The sequence below is a fragment of the Kocuria sp. ChxB genome (genome assembly GCF_044359605.1).
Taxonomy (GTDB): Bacteria; Actinomycetota; Actinomycetes; order Actinomycetales; family Micrococcaceae; genus Kocuria; species Kocuria rhizophila.
Map to the genome: position 1 here is coordinate 270058 of NZ_CP121123.1, position 19794 is coordinate 289851.

The 19794-nt window shown below is 68.7% G+C and carries 16 protein-coding genes; 11 read left to right on the forward strand and 5 right to left on the reverse strand.

Translation table 11 applies throughout. From position 1 onward, the window contains the following. Positions 1 to 16: 16 nt before the first annotated feature. From P8S73_RS01190 to P8S73_RS01215, 6 genes are all read left to right on the forward strand, one after another. A complete protein-coding gene (locus P8S73_RS01190) occupies positions 17 to 1066 on the forward strand; it encodes a GTPase Era (RefSeq protein ID WP_312964618.1) in 1050 nt (349 codons plus the stop codon). A 90-nt stretch (positions 1067 to 1156) separates the two neighbouring features. Then, on the forward strand, positions 1157 to 2761 hold the full coding sequence (locus P8S73_RS01195) for an LCP family protein (protein WP_396350437.1): 1605 nt from the start codon (positions 1157 to 1159) through the stop codon (positions 2759 to 2761). Between the two features lie 170 nt (positions 2762 to 2931). Next, positions 2932 to 4683 carry a 2-isopropylmalate synthase gene (leuA, locus tag P8S73_RS01200; protein WP_396350438.1) on the forward strand — a complete coding sequence of 584 codons (1752 nt, stop codon included), beginning with the start codon at positions 2932 to 2934 and terminating at the stop codon, positions 4681 to 4683. 273 nt (positions 4684 to 4956) lie between these two features. Beyond that, entirely contained in the window at positions 4957 to 5748 is a 792-nt protein-coding gene (gene recO, locus P8S73_RS01205) for a DNA repair protein RecO (RefSeq protein WP_259897377.1), read from the forward strand. Positions 5749 to 5819: 71 nt separating this feature from the next. Further along, a complete protein-coding gene (locus P8S73_RS01210; RefSeq protein WP_396350439.1) occupies positions 5820 to 6611 on the forward strand; it encodes an isoprenyl transferase in 792 nt (263 codons plus the stop codon). A 164-nt stretch (positions 6612 to 6775) separates the two neighbouring features. Beyond that, positions 6776 to 7870, forward strand: coding sequence for a quinone-dependent dihydroorotate dehydrogenase (locus tag P8S73_RS01215; protein ID WP_396350440.1), 1095 nt, complete (start codon positions 6776 to 6778; stop codon positions 7868 to 7870). A 74-nt stretch (positions 7871 to 7944) separates the two neighbouring features. On the opposite strand, the gene P8S73_RS01220 is transcribed toward P8S73_RS01215, so the two are convergent. Beyond that, entirely contained in the window at positions 7945 to 8562 is a 618-nt protein-coding gene (locus P8S73_RS01220) for a DUF3043 domain-containing protein (protein ID WP_259897831.1), read from the reverse strand. A gap of 80 nt (positions 8563 to 8642) precedes the next feature. Between P8S73_RS01220 and P8S73_RS01225 the strand changes: the two genes are divergently transcribed. The 5 genes from P8S73_RS01225 to P8S73_RS01245 all read left to right on the forward strand — a co-directional run bounded on the left by P8S73_RS01225 (position 8643) and on the right by P8S73_RS01245 (position 13843). Continuing rightward, on the forward strand, positions 8643 to 10055 hold the full coding sequence (locus tag P8S73_RS01225) for a dipeptidase (protein WP_310264673.1): 1413 nt from the start codon (positions 8643 to 8645) through the stop codon (positions 10053 to 10055). A gap of 84 nt (positions 10056 to 10139) precedes the next feature. Continuing rightward, on the forward strand, positions 10140 to 10508 hold the full coding sequence (locus P8S73_RS01230) for an iron-sulfur cluster assembly accessory protein (RefSeq protein WP_019309223.1): 369 nt from the start codon (positions 10140 to 10142) through the stop codon (positions 10506 to 10508). A 395-nt stretch (positions 10509 to 10903) separates the two neighbouring features. After that, positions 10904 to 11710 (forward strand): cytochrome c oxidase subunit II, encoded by an 807-nt coding sequence (coxB, locus tag P8S73_RS01235; RefSeq protein WP_396350441.1) that lies wholly within the window; start codon positions 10904 to 10906, stop codon positions 11708 to 11710. A gap of 10 nt (positions 11711 to 11720) precedes the next feature. After that, positions 11721 to 13442, forward strand: coding sequence for a cytochrome c oxidase subunit I (ctaD, locus tag P8S73_RS01240; RefSeq protein ID WP_102613296.1), 1722 nt, complete (start codon positions 11721 to 11723; stop codon positions 13440 to 13442). Next, entirely contained in the window at positions 13439 to 13843 is a 405-nt protein-coding gene (locus P8S73_RS01245; protein WP_102613295.1) for a cytochrome c oxidase subunit 4, read from the forward strand. The genes ctaD and P8S73_RS01245 overlap by 4 nt, the downstream gene beginning before the upstream one ends. A gap of 1454 nt (positions 13844 to 15297) precedes the next feature. Here P8S73_RS01245 and P8S73_RS01250 read toward each other — a convergent pair. The 4 genes from P8S73_RS01250 to P8S73_RS01265 all read right to left on the reverse strand — a co-directional run bounded on the left by P8S73_RS01250 (position 15298) and on the right by P8S73_RS01265 (position 19619). Then, positions 15298 to 16965 carry a ubiquinol-cytochrome c reductase cytochrome b subunit gene (locus P8S73_RS01250; RefSeq protein ID WP_102613294.1) on the reverse strand — a complete coding sequence of 556 codons (1668 nt, stop codon included), beginning with the start codon at positions 16963 to 16965 and terminating at the stop codon, positions 15298 to 15300. Further along, on the reverse strand, positions 16965 to 18059 hold the full coding sequence (locus P8S73_RS01255) for a ubiquinol-cytochrome c reductase iron-sulfur subunit (RefSeq protein WP_039101167.1): 1095 nt from the start codon (positions 18057 to 18059) through the stop codon (positions 16965 to 16967). The genes P8S73_RS01250 and P8S73_RS01255 overlap by 1 nt, the downstream gene beginning before the upstream one ends. 70 nt (positions 18060 to 18129) lie before the next feature. Continuing rightward, positions 18130 to 18921, reverse strand: coding sequence for a c-type cytochrome (locus tag P8S73_RS01260; protein WP_039101168.1), 792 nt, complete (start codon positions 18919 to 18921; stop codon positions 18130 to 18132). Positions 18922 to 18980: 59 nt separating this feature from the next. Further along, positions 18981 to 19619 (reverse strand): heme-copper oxidase subunit III, encoded by a 639-nt coding sequence (locus P8S73_RS01265; protein ID WP_019309216.1) that lies wholly within the window; start codon positions 19617 to 19619, stop codon positions 18981 to 18983. Between the last annotated feature and the right edge of the window lie 175 nt (positions 19620 to 19794).

The following is a 19794-nucleotide window of genomic DNA, read 5'->3' on the forward strand; positions in this document are numbered from 1 at the left end:
CTTCCGAGGACGTCGCATGAGCCAGGACAGCACCCCCGCCGAGCAGGACTTCCGCGCCGGATTCGCGGTGTTCGTGGGCCGCCCGAACGTGGGCAAGTCCACGCTCACCAACGCCCTGGTGGGACGGAAGGTGGCCATCACCTCCAACCGCCCGCAGACCACCCGGCACACGATCCGCGGCATCGTCCACCGCCAGGACGGACAGCTGGTCCTCGTGGACACCCCCGGCCTGCACCGGCCCCGCACCCTGCTGGGTCAGCGGCTCAACGACGTGGTCGCGGAGACCCTCGGCGAGGTGGACGTGATCGGCTTCTGCGTTCCCGCCGACCAGAAGGTGGGTCCCGGGGACCGCTACATCGCGCAGCAGGTGGTTGCCGCCGTGGGGCGCACACCGGTCGTCGCGATCGTGACCAAGGCCGACCTCGTGCCGCAGGACCGGCTCATGGAGCAGCTGCTCGCGGTGAGCGAGCTGGGCCGCGAGGTCGTCACCGCGGAGCGCGCCCAGCGTGAGGCCCGCCAACGACGCCGCGACGCCGCGTCGTCGGGACGGCCCCCCTCCGCGCCGAGCCGGGATGCGGCGTCGGACGAGGACGCCGGCTGGGCCCACGTGATCCCCGTGAGCGCCGCGCACGGCTACCAGGTGGACGAGCTGGGCGAGCTGCTCGTGTCCCTCATGCCGGTTTCCCCGCCGCTGTACCCGGAGGGTGACCTCACGGACGAGCCGGAGGTCACCATGATGGGCGAGCTCATCCGCGAGGCCGCCCTGGAGGGCGTGCGGGACGAGCTGCCGCACTCCCTGGCCGTGGTGGTGGACGAGGTCTCCGAGCGCGAGGGGCGCTCGCCCGAGAACCCCATGCTGGACGTGCACGCGAGCCTCTACGTGGAGCGTCCGTCCCAGAAGGCGATCGTGATCGGCAAGCGGGGGGCGCGGCTGCGCGAGATCGGCACGCGCTCCCGTGAGCAGATCGAGGCGCTGCTCGGCACCCGCATCTACCTGGACCTCCACGTCAAGGTGGCCAAGGAGTGGCAGCGGGACCCCAGGCAGCTGTCCAAGCTGGGGTTCTGACCCGGTCCGCGCCGTCCCCCGCGGGGCGCGCCGCGCCGGAGCGATCGTCGGCGCCGCGACCCCGCGAGACCAACTTCCCAGGAGTCACCGGTGGAACCCAGTCCCAGTCACCGCAGCCGCCGTGATCCCGGTGCGGCGGCGCCGTGGGCCTCCCAGCCCGCGCAGAGCGCCGCGCCGGCGGAGGAGCCGTTCGAGCTCCGTCAGACGGGACGCCACCACCGGGCCCGGGAGCACCGCTCCTCGACCCGCAGGATCGCCGTGATCCTCGTGGTCCTGGCGCTGATCAGCGTGATCGGACTGGGCGGGGTGGCGGCGCTACGGCTCACGAGCAACCTGACGTCCAGCCCGCTGGACCTCTCGGAGGATTCCGGGGCGGTGGAGGGTGGCCCGCTGGACATCCTGGTGATGGGCTCGGACACGCGCAGCGGCAAGGGCAACAGCGAGTACGGCAGCGCCGAGGACTCCGAGGGACGCACGGACGTGATGATGCTCGTGCACGTCACCGAGGCCCGGGACGCCGTGACCGTGGTGTCCTTCCCACGGGACCTCGTGGTGGACATCCCGCAGTGCACCGACCCCGAGTCCGGGAAAGCCTACCCGGCCGGGACGGACATGCTCAACAGCGCGGTGGAGCGCGGCGGCCCCGGGTGCACGGTCGCGGCCATCAACAAGCTCACCGGTGTGGACGTGGACCACTTCATGCTGGCGGACTTCAACGCCGTCACCGAGCTCTCCACCGCCGTGGGCGGCGTGGAGGTGTGCGTCAACGAGGCCGTGGACGACCCCAAGTCCGGGCTGAAGCTGCCCGCCGGCATCTCCACCGTGGAGGGGGAGCAGGCCCTCGCGTTCCTGCGCTCCCGCGCCGCGTTCGGCAACGGCGGGGACGAGGCCAGAATCCGCTCCCAGCAGGCCTTCCTGGCGTCCCTGACACGCAAGATCCAGGCGGACGGGACGCTCACCAACCTGCCGCAGCTCTACCACATCGCCGAGGTCATGACGCAGAACCTGCACGTGGACCAGGGGCTCACCTCCATTCCCGCGCTCGTGGAGATCGGGGGCACCTTCAACGGCATCGACCCGGGCAGCATCGCATTCGTCACGGCCCCCACGCACCCGCACCCGGAGGACCCCAACCGGCTGCAGCTCGAGGAGCAGCCGGCCCAGAAGCTGTTCGCCACCCTCCAGCAGGACGTCGGGGTCACGGGCGGCACGCAGGGCTCTTCTTCCCCGTCCGCGCCGGCGCCCGCCACACCGGACGACGCCGCACCGGCGGCACCCGGTGCCGCCGCGCCGTCGAGCGCCACGCCCTCCGCGAGCGCCCCCGCGGTGGCCCCGGCCCTGGTGTCCGTGACCGTGATCAACCGCTCGGACGCGGGAGGGCGGGACGCGCAGCTCGTGTCCGTGCTGAAGAAGGCCGGCTACGAGCAGACCCGCAGCGGCCGCTCGGGCGCCCAGCTGTCAGCCACGCAGATCTTCTACCACCCGGACTGGGCGGTGGCCGCGGACGACGTCGCGCGGCTGCTCAACGTCTCCGACAGTCAGCTGGTGGCGTCCTACGAGGTCGAGGGCGTGGAGGTGGCCGTGGGGCAGGACTTCACGAGCGGGGACCGGATGACCCGGGACCAGCAGCTGCCGGACGGGCTCGACGGCCAGACGGCGGAGCAGTTCACGTGCCAGGCCACAGCGGACGGCTGACGTTGTGGTGATGCCCACCCCGGGTGGTACGTTGGATCACATGCGGACCAACGTGCAGCGACTCCTGCTTACGTGCCGCAGCGGGGCCTGACACAACGATCGACGGCCGAGCACCCGCTGCGGAGTCGCCCGGTGCCGGCCACCACGTCACAGCTCGAAAGGCCCCTCCCGTGAAGAACCTGCAGCGCCCCTCCGGCATGCCCGCCCACAAGTACACCCCGTACCAGCAGAACTTCCCGTTCGACATGTCCGACCGCACGTGGCCGGACAAGGTGGCCACCACGGCGCCGCGCTGGTGCGCCGTGGACCTGCGGGACGGCAACCAGGCCCTGATCGACCCCATGGACTCCCACCGCAAACTGAGGATGTTCCAGCTGCTCGTGCGCATGGGCTTCAATGAGATCGAGGTGGGCTTCCCGTCCGCGTCCCAGACCGACTTCGACTTCGTGCGCACTCTGGTGGAGGGCGGTCACATCCCGGACGACGTCTCGATCCAGGTGCTGACCCAGTCCCGGGAGCACCTGATCGAACGCACCTACGAGGCCATCGACGGCGCCAAGAACGCGATCGTGCACCTCTACAACTCCACCTCCACCCTGCAGAGGCGCGTGGTGTTCCAGCAGGACATGGACGGGATCGTGGACATCGCCCTGACCGGGGCCCGCCTGTGCCGCAAGTACGAGGAGCAGCTCAGCGGCACGAACGTCGTCTACGAGTACTCCCCGGAGTCCTACACCGGCACCGAGCTGGAGTTCGCGGCCCGGATCTGCAACGAGGTGGCCGAGACCTTCGAGATCGGCGACGGACGGCAGATGATCGTCAACCTGCCCGCCACCGTGGAGATGGCCACCCCCAACGTGTACGCGGACACCATCGAGTGGATGGGCCGTCACCTGTACCACCGGGAGGACATCATCCTGTCCCTGCACCCCCACAACGACCGCGGCACGGGTGTGGCCGCCGCGGAGCTGGGCTACCTGGCCGGGGCGGACCGGATCGAGGGGTGCCTGTTCGGCAACGGCGAGCGCACCGGCAACGTGGACCTGGTTACCCTGGGTCTGAACCTGCTGACCCAGGGCGTGGACCCGCAGATCGACTTCTCGGACATCGAGGAGATCCGCCGCACCGTGGAGCATTGCAACCAGCTGCCCGTCCCCGAGCGCAGCCCGTACGGCGGGGACCTGGTGTTCACGGCGTTCTCGGGCTCGCACCAGGACGCCATCAAAAAGGGCTTCGAGGCCATGCAGCGCGACGCCGAGCAGCAGGGCGTGGGCGTGGACGACCTCGAGTGGGCGGTGCCGTACCTGCCCATTGACCCCAAGGACGTGGGGCGCAGCTACGAGGCCGTGATCCGCGTGAACTCGCAGTCCGGCAAGGGTGGCGTGGCCTACCTGCTCAAGAGCGAGTACGGGATCGACCTGCCCCGCCGCGCCCAGATCGAGTTCTCGGGTGCCGTGCAGAAGTACACGGAGACGTCCGGTTCCGAGGTCTCGGCGCAGCAGCTGTGGAAGATCTTCTCGGACGAGTACCTGCCCACCACGGACGGCACCTCCCGGTGGGGCCACTACCGCATCACCTCCATCTCCACCCACGCGGAGGACGAGGGCGGCACCGTGCTGGAGATCGGTCTGGACGTGGGCGGTGAGCACCGCGAGCGCACCGCGCAGGGCACCGGTCCCATCGACGCCCTGATCAACCTGTTCAACCAGGAGGGTGTGGACGTGCGCCTGCTCGACTACACCGAGCACACCCTGTCCGCCTCCTCGAACGCCCAGGCGGCCAGCTACGTGGAGCTGGCGGTGGGGGACCGGGTGCTGTGGGGCGCCGGCATGGACAGCAACACCACCCGTGCATCGCTCAAGGCCGTGATCTCGGCCGTCAACCGCGCGGTGAGGGACGCCCAGGGCGCTGAGCAGGACTGAGCCCGACGTCCCCGTCCGGGCTCGCGGGGGCTGCGGTTCCGCCCCCGTCGGGGCCCCGGCCAGCACGGCCGGGCCCCGACGGTGCACCGCAGGGATCGTCGGACCCCGGTGGCTCCGGACCGCGGCGCAGCCACCGGCCCGGCACCGTGCGGTCCCCGGCGGGGCACGGACCGCACCGCCGCGGTCCCGCAGACCGAGGGGCGGCGTCGTCCGTGCGGACCGCGCTCCGGGACCAGCGCGCAGGGCACCGCGCGGGGTGGCACAATGGCGCGCGTGGCCCGTTCAACCTTCGCCTCGCGCAGCTACCGCGACGACGCCGTGGTGCTGCGCACCCACAAGCTGGGTGAGGCGGACCGCATCGTGATCCTGCTGAGCGCCGAGCACGGGCAGGTGCGGGCCGTGGCCAAGGGCGTGCGCCGCACCACGTCCCGTTTCGGGGCCCGCCTCGAACCGTTCAACGTGGCCGAGGTGCAGCTGGTCCACGGGCGGACCCTGGACATCGTGGCCCAGGCCATCGGCAAGCGGTCCTACGGGGAGCGGATCGCCTCCGACTACGAGAGCTACACCGCGGCCGCGGCCATGGCGGAGACGGCAGAGAAACTCACCGCCGACGACCACGACACCTCCTCTCAGCACTACCGGCTGCTCGTCGGAGCGCTCTCGGCGGTGGCCCGGGGGCTGCACGAACCCGGGCGGATCCTCGACTCCTACCTGCTGCGGGCCGTCTCCCTGGCGGGGTGGACGCCGAGTTTCGTGGACTGCGCCCGCTGCGGTGCTCCCGGGCCCCACCGGTCCTTTTCCGCCGCACTCGGCGGGGCCGTGTGCCCGCAGTGCCGTCCCCCGGGCTCGGCCGCACCGAGCGACGCCACGTTCCAGCTGCTGGACGGTCTGCTGCGCGGTCACTGGCCCACCATCGACGCCGCCGATCCCCGGACGGCGCGTGCGGCGGCCGGGTTCGTGGCCACCTACGTCCAGTGGCACATGGAGCGCACCGTGCGAGCCCTGGCTCTCGTCGAGCGAGCGGGAGCCTGGGACGCAGCACCGGAGGCCCCCGCGGACCGCTGACCCGCACGGGGTGGGCCGTGCCAGGTCCTAGGGTGGGGGAGTACCGACCGTCGCTCCGAGAGGACCACCGAGTGAACAGCTTCAGCCCCCCGCCGCCGCACTCCAGCGGGGAGACCGCGCCCGACATCAACCCCGCCCTTCTTCCCCAGCACGTGGCGCTCGTGATGGACGGCAACGGCAGGTGGGCCAATCAGCGGGGGCTCCCGCGCACGGAGGGCCACCGGGCCGGGGAACGGGCTCTGATGGACGTGGTGGCCGGTGCCATCGAGCTGGGCATCCCCACCGTCTCCGCATATGCCTTCTCCACGGAGAACTGGAAGCGCTCACCGTCCGAGGTGGCCTTCCTCATGAACTTCACGGGGGACGTGATGTCCCGCCAGCTGCCCACGTTCCAGGAGTGGGGGATCAGGGTCCGCTGGGCCGGGCGACGCCCGCGGCTGTGGAGCTCGGTGATCAAGCGGCTGGAGACCGCCGAGCGCGAAACGGAGGGCAACGACGTCATCACGCTGACCATGTGCGTGAACTACGGCGGCCGGGCGGAGATTGCAGACGCCGCCGCAGCCATGGCCCGTGACGCCCGTGAGGGTCTGCTCAAGCCGGGGTCCATCACGGAGGACACCGTGCAACGGTACCTGGACGAGCCGCAGCTGCCGGACGTGGACATGTTCCTCCGGTCCTCCGGGGAGCAGCGGCTGTCCAACTTCATGCTCTGGCAGTCCGCCTACGCCGAGCTGGTGTTCCTGGACGTGCTCTGGCCGGACATGGACCGGCGGGTGCTGTGGCGAGCAGTCCAGGACTACGTGGAGCGGGACCGGCGGTACGGGGGAGCGGTGGATCAGGCCGTGAATCCGGAGGGATCCTGACGGGCTCAATGCTGGAAGTCTTCATCAAAACTTGAGCTCCAACCCGTGACAGTCACCTGAAACTTGAAGCACTAGGGCACCGATCACGCCACCCAGTGGCTCCCGCGGCTCCCCGTCCGACGCAGACGGATCTCGGCCCGGAGCCCGTGTGGGAAACTGGACCCATGCGCGTGTATCCCGCCTTCTTCAAGGCCGCCTTCTCCTGGATGGATCCCGAACTTGCCCACACCCTTGGTTTCGCCGGCATCTCGCTGACCCGTCGTTGCGGACTGGGCCGCGTGCTCTCGCGGTTCACCGCCCCGGATGCCGGGAACGAGGTGACCGTGATGGGCCTGACCTTCCCCTCGCCCTTCGGGCTGGCCGCCGGCTTCGACAAGGGGGCCACGGGAGTCCACGCCCTCACCGACCTGGGCTTCGGCCACGTGGAGGTCGGCACGGTCACGGGGCGCGCTCAGCCCGGCAACCCGCGCCCCCGCCTGTTCCGGCTCGTGCGGGACCGCGCCGTGGTCAACCGGATGGGCTTCAACAACGACGGAGCCCAGGCGGTGGCCCCCCGCGTGGCGGCTGCGCTGCAGAGCCTGGCGCAGGAGGCGGCCCGGACCGGGCGGCGTCGTCCCGTGGTGGGGGTAAACATCGGCAAGACCAAGGCGGTGGAGCTGGAGCACGCCACCGAGGACTACGTGCGCAGCACGCGCTTCCTGGCCCCCTACGCGGACTACCTGGTGGTCAACGTGTCCTCGCCCAACACCCCCGGGCTGCGTCAGCTCCAGAAACTGGACTCCCTCCGGCCGTTGCTGCGTGCCGTGCGCGCCGAGGCGGACCGTGTCACCTCCCGGCGGGTGCCGCTGCTGGTGAAGATCGCCCCGGACCTGGCGGACGAGGACGTGCTCGCCGTGGCGGACCTGGCCATGGACCTCGGGCTGGACGGCATCGTGGCCACCAACACCACGATCGCCCGTGACGGGCTGGGACTGACCACGGAGCAGGACGAGGTCGTGCGCTGCGGTGCCGGTGGCCTGTCGGGTGCCCCGCTGCGTCGGCGCTCCCTCGAGGTGCTCCGGCTGCTGAAGTCGCACGTGGGGGACCGTCTGGTGCTCGTCTCGGTGGGCGGTGTCACCACGGCGGAGGACGTCGTGGAGCGCCTGGATGCTGGTGCCTCCCTCGTGCAGGGGTACACCGCGTTCCTCTACGAGGGGCCGTTCTGGGCCGCACGGATCAACAAGGGCCTGCGGCGCGCGGCCCGGCGCACCACCCGCTGATCGTCGCCGCCCCGGCGAAGGACAGGGCCCGGACCACCACCGTGGTCCGGGCCCCTGTCCTTCGAGGTCGGGCGTCACTCGGGACGTTCGCCCCGCCGCACCTGCGGCTTGGGAAGGCGCAGCCGGCGGATCGTGAACGCTCGCATGGACGCGTACCAGCGCGTGCCCCGCTGCACGGTGCCGAACTTGCGCTGCATGGCCTTGTGCATGCGCTGGGACATGATTACGGCGTCGATGATGCTCAGCGCCACGTACCCGTACACGACCCAGATCAGGGTCATGGCCAGGGACTGCACCGGCAGGAAGAGGATGAGGAACACGAGCAGCAGGAAGATCAGCACGTACTCGCCCACGTTGAACCGCGAGTCCACCCAGTCACGCGCGAAACGGCGCTGGGGGCCCGCGTCCCTCGGACCCAGGTAGCGCTCGTCACCGGCGGCCATCCCGGCCTGGGCCTGCGCGCGGCGCTGGCGCTCGGCCTGCTTGGACTCCGCCTTGGCGGCCTTGCGGTCCTCGGGGACCAGGGGGCGGCGACGGGCGGCCTCCTGCTCCTTGCGGGTGGGAGTGGGGCGGCCCTTGCGGACGTCGGCGGGCTGCCCGCCGCGGTCCGGGGTCTCGGCGGGCTCGGTCACGGCCGTGGCGCGCACGGCGGTGGAACCCGTGGATTCTTCTGTCTTCCTGCGTCCAAACACCCGACCAGCCTAACGGAGTCCGGGGTGGGCTCCGCGCGTGCGACCTGCCACCTCGCAGCGGGCGCCGTTAGGCTGGCCCCATGAGCACAGACTTCACACGTCCCAGTTCCGACACCGTCGAGGCCCTCCGGGCGAGCGTGGAGAGCTCCCGCGCCACGCTGCTCGGCGAGCTCGGTGAACTCGTCGCGATTCCCGGCATCGCCTGGGACTCGTTCGACGCCGCCGACCTGGACCGCAGCGCCGAGGCCGTCGCAGCCCTCCTGCGCGGTCTGCCGTTCGACAGCGTGGAGGTGCTGCGCGTGCCGTCGCCGGACGACGCGGGCCACCCGGCCGTCGTCGCGCGCCGGGCCGCGGCTCCGGGACACCCCACGATCCTGCTGTACGCCCACCACGACGTGCAGCCCCCGGGCAGGCGGGAGCTGTGGAACACCGAGCCCTTCGAGGCCGTGGAGAAGGACGGACGTCTGTGGGGTCGCGGCGCGGCCGACGACAAGGCCGGAGTGATGGCCCACGTCGGAGCGCTCCGGGCGTTCTTCGAGCACCACGGCGAAGAGCCCGGACTGGGTATCACCGTGTTCGTCGAGGGTGAGGAGGAGGCCGGCTCGCCCGGTTTCGGGGCCTTCCTGGCGGCCCACAAGGACAAGCTCGCCGCGGACGTCATCGTGATCGCGGACTCCGCCAACTGGGAGGTCGGCGTCCCCGCCCTGACCACCACGCTGCGCGGCGTGGTGGGCGGGATCGTGGAGATCAGCGCGCTGGACCACGCGGTGCACTCCGGCATGTTCGGCGGTCCCGTCCTGGATGCGCCCACGCTGCTGTCCCGACTGATCGCCACGCTGCACGACGACGACGGTGCCGTGGCCGTGGCCGGGCTGCTGAGCGAGGACGCCACGGACGTGGACTACGACGAGGCCCGCTTCCGCGCGGATGCCGGCGTGCTCGACGGCGTGCAGCTGGCCGGGCGCGGCTCCATCTCCTCCCGGATCTGGACCCAGCCAGCCATCTCCGTGACCGGCATCGACGTCACGGACGTGGACCACGCCTCCAACACCATCGCCGCCAGCGCCCGAGCCAAGCTCAGCCTGCGCGTGGCCCCCGGGCAGGACCCCAAGGAGGCCGCCGAGGCGCTGCGCACGCATGTGCTGGAGCACGCCCCGCTCGGTGCGCACGTGACGTTCGAGGTCGAGGAGGCCGGGCCGTCGTTCCGCGCGGACGACACCGCCGTGAGCTCGCAGATCGCGCTGTGGGCCTTCGAGCAGGCCTGGGGACGTCCGGCCGTGACCGCCGGGATGGGCGGGTCGATCCCGTTCACCGCCACGCTCACGGAGGCCTACCCGGACGCGCAGATCCTGATCACCGGCATCGAGGACCCGGACACGCGCGCCCACAGCGCCAACGAGTCCCTGCACATCGGGGACTTCCTGCACGCCGTGACGGCCGAGGCCCTGGTCCTCACCGCCCTCGCCGAACAGGGGCGTGGCGCCGCGGAATGATTCCGCGCACCACCGCGTTCCACCCGCAGAACCGTCGAACCGCACTCAGGGGCAGGCCCCCGGGTCGCACAGAAAGCGAGCACCATGAGCGTCACCACGGACAACGAGACCACCCAGGACCTGCCCGCCCACGAGGTCCTGCTCACCGACAACGCCGCCCAGAAGGTCCGGGACCTCCTCGAGCAGGAGGGCCGCACGGACCTGCGCCTGCGCGTCGCGGTGCAGCCCGGCGGCTGCTCCGGGCTGATCTACCAGCTGTACTTCGACGAGCGGGTCCTGGACGGGGACCACGTCCGCGACTTCGGCGGCGTGGAGGTCATCGTGGACAAGATGAGCGTCCCGTACCTCAGCGGCTCCACCGTGGACTTCGAGGACACCATCTCCAAGCAGGGCTTCTCGATCGACAACCCCAATGCGCAGGGTTCCTGCGCGTGCGGGGACAGCTTCCACTAGGACCACGCCGTCGCGAAGGGGTGCGCAGGGCCTGACGGGCCCGGCGCACCCCTTTTCCGTGCCCGCACACCTCGGCCACGGCACCCCGTGACGCCCCCGCGCCGGCTCCACCGGGCGAGCGGACCCCTGCCCCCGCACGCCCACGACGACGCCGAGTGGCCCGGGGGAGCGGGACACCGCCCCGTGGGCGGGCACGACACGGCGCGCTGACACAGTGTCAGCACATCGAGGGGGTGAGGGGTAAGCTTCCCAGGGAGAACAATTAACGGGCAACGTGTCCTCTGTGCCCACGCGCAGGACCGACGCCGAGCCCACGTACAGAAGAGGAAGGGCCGTCTGTGAGTTCGCAAACTCGAACCGGCAGCCGCCGCGGTCGGAAGCTGAAGCTCTCGGCAGTGGCAGTCCTGGCGACGATCTCGCTCACCGCGTGCTCGGAGCAGGTCGAGGTGGGCTTCCTGCCCACCGAACGGGGCACCACCGACAACGCCGATCTGATCATGGACCTGTGGATCGGCTCGTGGGTCGCGGCCCTCGCCGTCGGTCTCCTGGTGTGGGGCCTCATGCTCTGGTGCATGGTGGCCTACCGCCGGCGCAAGAACGAGACGGGCTACCCTCGCCAGCTCGCGTACAACGCACCGCTGGAGATCTTCTACACCATCGTCCCGATCGCCATGATCGTGACGCTGTTCTTCTTCTCCTTCCGCGCCCAGACCGAGATCACGGACCGCTTCGAGAACCCGGACGCCAAGATCCAGGTCTACGGCAAGCAGTGGGCGTGGGACTTCAACTACGTGGACGACGACGTCCACTACCAGGGCGTCCAGGCACACCTCACCGGTGAGCCGGGCGTCGAGGAGACGCTGCCCACCCTGTACCTCCCCGCCAACAGCGAGGTGGAGCTGGAGATCACGTCCCGTGACGTCATCCACTCGTTCTGGGTTCCGGCATTCCTGGAGAAGATCGACATGATCCCGGGCCGCACCAACTACATGAGCTTCACCACCGGTCACGAAGGCACCTTCGCCGGCAAGTGCGCGGAGCTGTGCGGTGAGTACCACTCGGAGATGCTCTTCAACGTGGCCGTCGTGAGCCAGGAGGAGTACGACGCCCAGATGCAGAAGCTGCGCGACGAGGGCAACACCGGCCTCGTGGGCGACGAGTACAACCGCAATCCCAATCAGAACGCAACCTCCAACAACTAGGGGATAGGCAATGTCTACGCTCGAATATTCGCGGGACGACGCGGCAGCAGCCGCACCCCGCGTTGTCCCACGCTCCAAGGGCCGGGTGATCGTCAACTGGCTCACCTCCACGGACCACAAGACGATCGGGTACATGTACCTGATCTCCTCGTTCATCTTCTTCTGCGCGGGCGGCGTCATGGCGCTGCTCATCCGCGCCGAGCTCTTCCAGCCCGGCATGCAGATCCTGGAGACCAAGGAACAGTACAACCAGCTGTTCACCATGCACGGCACGATCATGCTGCTGATGTTCGGCACCCCGCTGTTCATCGGCTTCGCCAACGTCATCGTGCCCCTGCAGCTGGGCGCACCGGACGTGGCGTTTCCGCGCCTGAATGCGCTGTCGTTCTGGTTCTTCCTGTTCGGCTCGCTGATCGCGGTGTCGGGCTTCCTCTCCCCGCAGGGCGCCGCCTCCTTCGGCTGGTTCGCCTACGCGCCCTTGAACAGCACCACGTTCAGTCCGGGCGTCGGTGGTGACCTCTGGGTCTTCGGCCTCGGTCTGCAGGGCTTCGGCACCATCCTCGGTGCGGTCAACTTCATCACCACCATCGTGTGCATGCGCGCGCCCGGCATGACCATGTGGCGCATGTCCGTGTTCACCTGGACCACGCTGATCACCTCCATGCTGGTCATCATGGTCTTCCCGCCGCTGGCCTCCGCGCTGTTCGCGCTGGGCATGGATCGTCGCCTGGGTGGTCACATCTTCGACCCGGAGAACGGTGGCGCCATCCTGTGGCAGCACCTCTTCTGGTTCTTCGGCCACCCCGAGGTCTACGTGCTCGCCCTGCCGTTCTTCGGCATCGTCTCGGAGATCATTCCGGTGTTCTCCCGTAAGCCGATCTTCGGGTACAAGGGCCTGGTTTTCGCCTCCATCGCCATCGCGGCTCTGTCCGTGACCGTGTGGGCGCACCACATGTACGTCACCGGTGCTGTGGCCCTCGGCTTCTTCTCCTTCATGACCATGATGATCGCGGTCCCCACCGGCGTGAAGTTCTTCAACTGGATCGGCACCATGTGGCAGGGCTCGCTCACTTTCGAGACCCCCATCCTGTGGGTGCTGGGCTTCCTGTTCACGTTCCTGTTCGGTGGTCTGACCGGCATCATCCTGGCCACCCCGCCGCTGGACTTCCACGTGTCGGACACCTACTTCGTGGTCGCGCACTTCCACTACGTGATCTTCGGAACCATCGTGTTCGGCATGTTCGCCGGCTTCTACTTCTGGTGGCCCAAGTTCACCGGCAAGATGCTCAACGAGCGAATCGGCAAGATCCACTTCTGGCTGCTGTTCGTGGGCTTCCACATGACCTTCCTGATCCAGCACTGGCTGGGCGTGGACGGCATGCCCCGCCGGTACGCGGACTACCTGCCCGAGGACGGGTTCACCTGGATGAACCAGTTCTCCACCATTGGCTCCATGCTGCTGGGCGTGTCCATGATCCCGTTCTTCTGGAACGTGTACACCACCCACCGCAACGCCAAGAAGGTGGAGGTGGACGATCCCTGGGGCTTCGGCGGTTCTCTCGAGTGGGCGACCTCCTGCCCGCCCCCGCGCCACAACTTCACCTCCCTGCCTCGGATCCGTTCCGAGCGCCCCGCGCTGGATCTCCACCACCCGGAGCTCTCCGCGTTCTCGAGCCAGCAGTTTGATGCCGAGACCCCCCTGGTCGGCGGCAGCGGAAGGAACGGACGATGAGCACCACTATCAAGACCTTCCTGATGCTCGGTGTCTTCTGCACCGTGGTCGGGTTCGTGTACGGCTACGTCACGGACTTCCAGGAGCTCGCGGGCTTCCCGGCTCTGCTGGCGGTCGCGGCCATGAGCTTCATGCTCGTGGTGTACCTCTGGCTCGTCCAGCGCTCCACCGGGGGCACCCTCCCGGAGGACCGCGAGGACGGCGAGATCGTGGAGATGTCGGGCGAGTACGGCGCCTTCTCCCCGTGGAGCTGGTGGCCGCTGCTTCTCGGTCTCGGCTGCGCGCTGTTCGTGACTGCTCTGGCCATCGGCTGGTGGATCGTGGGGCTCGCTGTTCCCGTGGCGCTGCTCGGTCTGCTCGGCCTCGTGTTCGAGCACAGCCGTGGAGACCACGCCCACTGACGTCACGCGTCTGAGGTTCACTCAAGGAGCCCGCACTGTCCCCGGACGGTGCGGGCTCTTTGATGTCCAGCGGCGGCATCCGAACTTTCGCATCCGAGATGTTTGCAGCCTGATCTCAGGGGCAGGCCCCGTGATGTCAGGACCAGCACCGAGTACGGGCGAGGCGCACCGGTACCGGCACCGACACCGAGCCATCCTCCAAGCCCCACCCGGGGACGAGGCCGTGTGAGCCCCCTGCGCCTGTAACGGGGCCCCGGATGGCAGGGCCCTCACAGAGAAGGCCCGTACAGCGGCCGCGGGCCCGGGTGGAACCTCAGCGGGTCCCCGGGCCTGCACCGGGTGTCCTGCTACGGCCGGCGGTGCTCCGTGGGCCCCAGCCCGCGACGGCGGGCGGTGGTCCCGTCGATAGCCTCCCTGAATCCACGTTCGTAGGAGGTCGGTGCGCCCCGCAACCGCGGGCACCAGATAGCCCGTCGGGCGGTGCACCATCTCCCTCGGCAGGCTCGGCAGGCTCGGCAGGCTCGGCAGGCTCGGCAGGCCCGGCAGGCCCGGAAGACGGGTAACTAGGTATTCCGGCAGACCAGTAGTGACGGATCTGTTCCCTCCGGCATTCAGCGGGGGTGGGCCTGGCACTCTACCGGCTTCCGCTGCCCCTGTAGCTCGATGAAAACGCTGCGCTCCGTCCGCGACCGGTGGTTCTGTGCGACGGCGTGCAGACGACCAAATAACCGCGGAGCAGGAACTTCCACGACCTGCGGCGCCGAGCGGGGGAGGCGCGTCAGCACACGACCGGTGGTGGAACTGCTACGGGAGGCCATGTCCCGGGTGCTCGCGTGTGCCCTCCGCCGACCCCTGAGTGCGTCTGTGGACCCCTGAGGCACGTGAACTCTGCCCGACTGGCGGGGGTGGATCGCCAGGAGCGCGGAGGGAAAGAGGCCGTTGTTGTGCGGGACCGGCCCTGTGGCCGGCAGGTGCAACGTCACGACGTGAGGGCCAGCTGCGGTGAACGGGAATGCCCGCTGTCCTCCTCAACGACGCGAGGGTCAGTAGTAAAGATGCATGGAGGATGCCTGTCATGTGCGCCTTCATACGACAGTACCGCGTGTGCGAGGCATGGCATCGGTGCTGGGGGGCCTTGTTGTGTCCGAGCTGGGTCGGCCGGTTGTGTCGCGAACGGGGCGCGTGGTGGTGTCCGGGCAGGGGCGCGTAGTGGTTTACAGCCCCGGACGCGGTGTCAGAGCGAGGGAAGATGGCACCTGATGATGCCCCCCGCGCTCCGCGGCCCCGGGTTCTTCTGGCCGCGGCAGGAGGCCTCGCCGGCGGACATCCTCGTTGACCAGACCAGCGCCTGGCCTCCGCGGGGCCATCTCAAGGAGTGCAGATGAAAAGTGGGCCCGTGGGGATCCGAAGATCTCCACGGGCCCACGGCCGAACGGCTGCTAACCCGTGCGCGGCTACTTCTCGATCTGCGCCGAGTGCGACCCGGCGCCCACGGCGACAGGCTCCGCACCGTGGTGACCGTGCGCGGCTTCCAGCTCCGCCGGGGTCACGGGGGCCACACGGTCCTCGAAGAAGAACTGGCTCAGTCGGCCGCGCATCTTCTCGGAGGACGTGATCTTGCCCTTGGCGTTCGCCCGAGCGGGCTGCACCTGTCGGTCCTCGAAGTCCACCAGCTTGTAGCGGCGGTACTCGTCAAGCGGCTCGTGGACCTCCACGAATTCACCGTGGGGCAGCGCCTGGATTCGTCCGGACTCGCGGCCGTGCAGGACGATCTCGCGGTCCTTGCGCTGCAACGACAGGCAGAATCGGCGGACGATGATGAACGCCAGGATGGGGCCCAGGAAGTACAGCGCGCGCAACCAGTAGATGACGTCGTTCACGGCCACGTGGAAGTGGGTCGCGATGAGGTCGCCGGAAGCGGCGATCATCTGAACGGCGTAGAAGGTCACGCCAGCGGCGCCCACGGCCGTACGGAACGGCGCGTTGCGGGGGCGGTCCAGAACGTTGTGCACGCGGTCGTCGCGGGTCACCCAACGCTCGATCCAGGGCCAGGCGAACATGGCACCGAACATCGCGGCCATGGGGATCAGCGGCAGCAGGATGGCCAGGGGGAGGACGATCCCGAAGATGTTCACCTCCCACGAGAAGGGCCACGAGCCGGGCATGAGCCGCAGGCCGCCGTCCGAGAAGCCCATGTACCAGTCGGGCTGAGAGCCCGCCTGCACGGGGGATGGATCGTAGGGACCGTAGTTCCAGATCGCGTTGATCGTGGTGGTGCCGGCCATCAGCGCCAGGATGCCGAAGACGATGAAGAAGAACCCACCGGCCTTGGCTGCGTACACGGGGCCCACGGGGAAGCCGACCACGTTGTCCTCGGTGCGGCCCGGGCCAGGGAACTGGGTGTGCTTGTGCACGACCACCATGAAGAGGTGGACCACGATCATCATGAGGATCAGCGCGGGGATGATCAGCACGTGGACGATGTACAGGCGACCGATGATCGCGTCACCCGGGAACTCGCCGCCGAACATGAACATCGAGATGTAGGTGCCCACCACGGGGATGGACTTCGCGATGGCGTCCGCAATGCGCAGGCCGTTGCCGGAGAGCACGTCGTCCGGGAGGGAGTAGCCGGAGAAGCCGGCCACGATCGCCAGGATGAAGAGCACGCAGCCCACGACCCAGTTGAGCTCACGGGGGCGGCGGAACGCGCCGGTGAAGAACACGCGGAGCATGTGCACGGACAGCGCCATCACGAAGAGCAGCGCGGACCAGTGGTGCAGCTGACGCAGGAAGAGCCCACCGCGGATGTCGAAGGAGATGTCCAGGGTGGAGGCGTACGCGCCGGACATCTCCACGCCCTGCATGGGCACGTAGCTTCCGGTGTACTCCGTGGAGGTCATGGTCGGGTCGAACCACAGGGCCAGGAAGGTGCCGGACAGCAGCAGGATCACAAAGCTGTACAGCGCCACCTCGCCGAACATGAAGGACCAGTGGTCGGGGAAAACCTTGCGCCCGAACTCCTTCACGATGGAGGACCCGCCCACGCGAGTGTCCACGAAGTTGGCAATGCGTCCGGTGCGAGTGGTGGGCCGGTATTCGAAGTCGGTAGATGTGGACATCAGTTCGCCTCATCCTGCATGTCTTGGACGGCGAAACCACGCTGGGAGTAGGTGGGTCCCACGGGCTCGTGGAAGTCGCTACGGGCAACGAGGTAGCCGTCGGAATCAACGGAAATGGGCAGCTGCGGCAGGGGGCGGGATGCCGGGCCGAAGATAACCTCACACTCGTTCGTGAGGTCGAACGTGGACTGGTGGCACGGGCACAGCAGGTGGTGCGTGTGCTGCTCGTACAGGGCGATGGGGCAGCCCACGTGCGTGCAGACCTTGGAGTAGGCGAAGATGCCGTCCACGTTCCAGTCCTTGCGGTCCTCGGACACGTTGACCTGGTCCGGGTCCAGACGCATGAGGAGCACCACGGCCTTGGCCTTCTCGTCGAGGTAGCCCTCTTCGTGGCCGAGGCTCGTGAGGTTCTCGGGGATCACGTGGAACGCGGAGCCCAGGGTGACGTCCGAGGCCTTGATGGGGGTCCCGGAGGGGTCACGCACCAGGCGGACGCCCTCGTCCCACATGGTGTGGCGCAGCACCTTGAGGTCGGTCGGGCCGAGGTCCTTGAGCAGCCCCACGAAGGGGAGGGGCATCAGGACGGCGGCACCGATCAGGGTGTTGCGCAGCAGCGGACGACGCTTCACGCCGGACTCGTCGTAGATCGTGTTGAGGATGCTCTGCGCGTCCGCGCGCTGCTCCTCGGTGCGGATGTCGTGACGCATCTCCACGATCTCGTGGTCAGGCATCAGGGTGCGGGCCCAGTGGACCACGCCGATGCCGATGCCGAACATTCCGAGCGCGATGCCCAGGCCCAGCAGGAGGTTCTGCAGGCGAAGCTGGGAAGTGGGCTCCGTGTTGACCGCATCGTAGAGCGGGCCGTCCACGCGGACGCCGAAGTACCCCACGAAGAAGATCACGGATCCGATGATGGAGAGCAGGAACAGCAACACCACCTGGTGCTCTGCCCGCTTGGCCGCCTTGGGGTCGACGTCCGTCACCCGCGGACGGTGCGGCGGAAGCCCCGGGTTGTGAAAGCGGTCCTGGTCCGCGCCGTCCGAGGTGACTACCGCCCCGCTGTCGTGGGGAGTGCCATCACGATGGTCGCCCATGTGGTCCCTCATTCTTCTCTTGGTGCTGTGAATAGTGTCTTGGGTGCCGGCCGGTGGCCGACGGGTGCTCTCAGGCGGAGCGGGAGGTCAGCCAGACGGTGAAGCCGATCACCACGACCAGGCCAATGGTCCAGATGAAGAGGCCCTCGGAGACGGGGCCCAGCGAGCCGAGGCTGAAGCCGCCCACCGTGGTGTTGTTGTCGAGGGTCTTGAGGTACGTGATGACGTCCTGCTTCTCCTCGGGGGTGATGTTGGCGTCGTTGAACACGGGCATGTTCTGCGGGCCGGTCTGCATGGCCTCGTAGATGTGCTTCTCGCTGACGCCCATGAGGGAGGGAGCGTACTTGCCGCGCGTCAGCGCGCCGCCTTGGCCCGCCGCGTTGTGGCACATGGCGCAGTTGGCGAGGAACACCTTGGCCCCGTTGGCGGAGTCGCCCTCGGCGATGTCGAGGTACTCCTCCTCGGGAACCGTGGGGCCCGCACCGAGGGACGCGACGTACGCCGCAAGCTGGTCGGTCTGCTCCTGGCTGAACTGCTCGGGCTTGACCGGGGCCTGGGGGCCCTGCATCTGCATGGGCATGCGCCCGGTGCCCACCTGGAAGTCGACGGCGGCGGCGCCGACGCCGATCAGGGACGGGCCGGTGTCGCTGCCCTGGGCCTGCATGCCGTGGCACGTGGAGCAGTTGGCCTGGAAGAGCTTCTCGCCCTCCTGGACGTCCTGAGCCGAGTAGCTGGTGGTCTCGGCCTTGGCTTCATTGGTGGTAGTGGCAACTGCGTAGAGTCCACCGGTCAGAAGCAAAGCCATGACCAGCAGCGCGAGGGCTGCCAGAGGATGGCGGCGCTTTTGTGAGAGTGCCTTCACGTCAAACGTTCCTTTTACTCGGTTCTAGATCAGGGAGGGGCGGATGGTCCGGTGGTGGACTACTTGATGAAGTAGACCAGGAAGAAGAGGACGATCCAGACCACGTCGACGAAGTGCCAGTAGTAGGACACCACGATGGCCGAGGTGGCCTCGTAGTGGCCGAAGCGCTTGGCGACGAAGGCGCGGCCGATGATGAAGAGGAATGCAATCAGACCGCCGGTCACGTGGAGCGCGTGGAAGCCGGTGGTGATGTAGAAGGCAGAGCCGTAGGCGCTGGCCGAGATGGTGACGCCCTCGGCGACCAGGGAGGCGTACTCGTAGACCTGGACGGACACGAAGACGGCGCCCATGAGGAAGGTCAGCGCGAACCACTCGGTGAGTCCCCACTTGGAGAACTGGAACAGGCCGCCGGTGCGCCGGGGCTGGAGCCGCTCGGCAGCGAACACGCCGAACTGGCACGTCACGGAACTGAGCACGAGGATCAGGGTGTTGACCGACGCCATGGGGACGTTGAGCACTTCGGTGTTCTCCGCCCACACCTCGGGTGAGGTGGCGCGCAGCGTGAAGTACATGGCAAAGAGTCCGGCGAAGAACATCACTTCGGAGGACAACCACACGATGGTGCCCACGGAGGTGAGGTTGGGGCGAGTGATGCTCGCACCCACCGGTTTGGCTGGGGTATGAGTCGCAGTTGTCACAGAGACATTATGTCGCCAAAACTTCCGGCGGACCAACCATCTGGGCCTCGGGGCTCCACCGTGTCGCAGCTTCGGGCCGGCGGGGGAGGACGGTCGGGGGCCCGCGGCACCGCGCCACCGCACCGATTGCGGGTCCCATCCGGGCGGCGGAGCGCGGTCCGCAGAACGGTAGAGT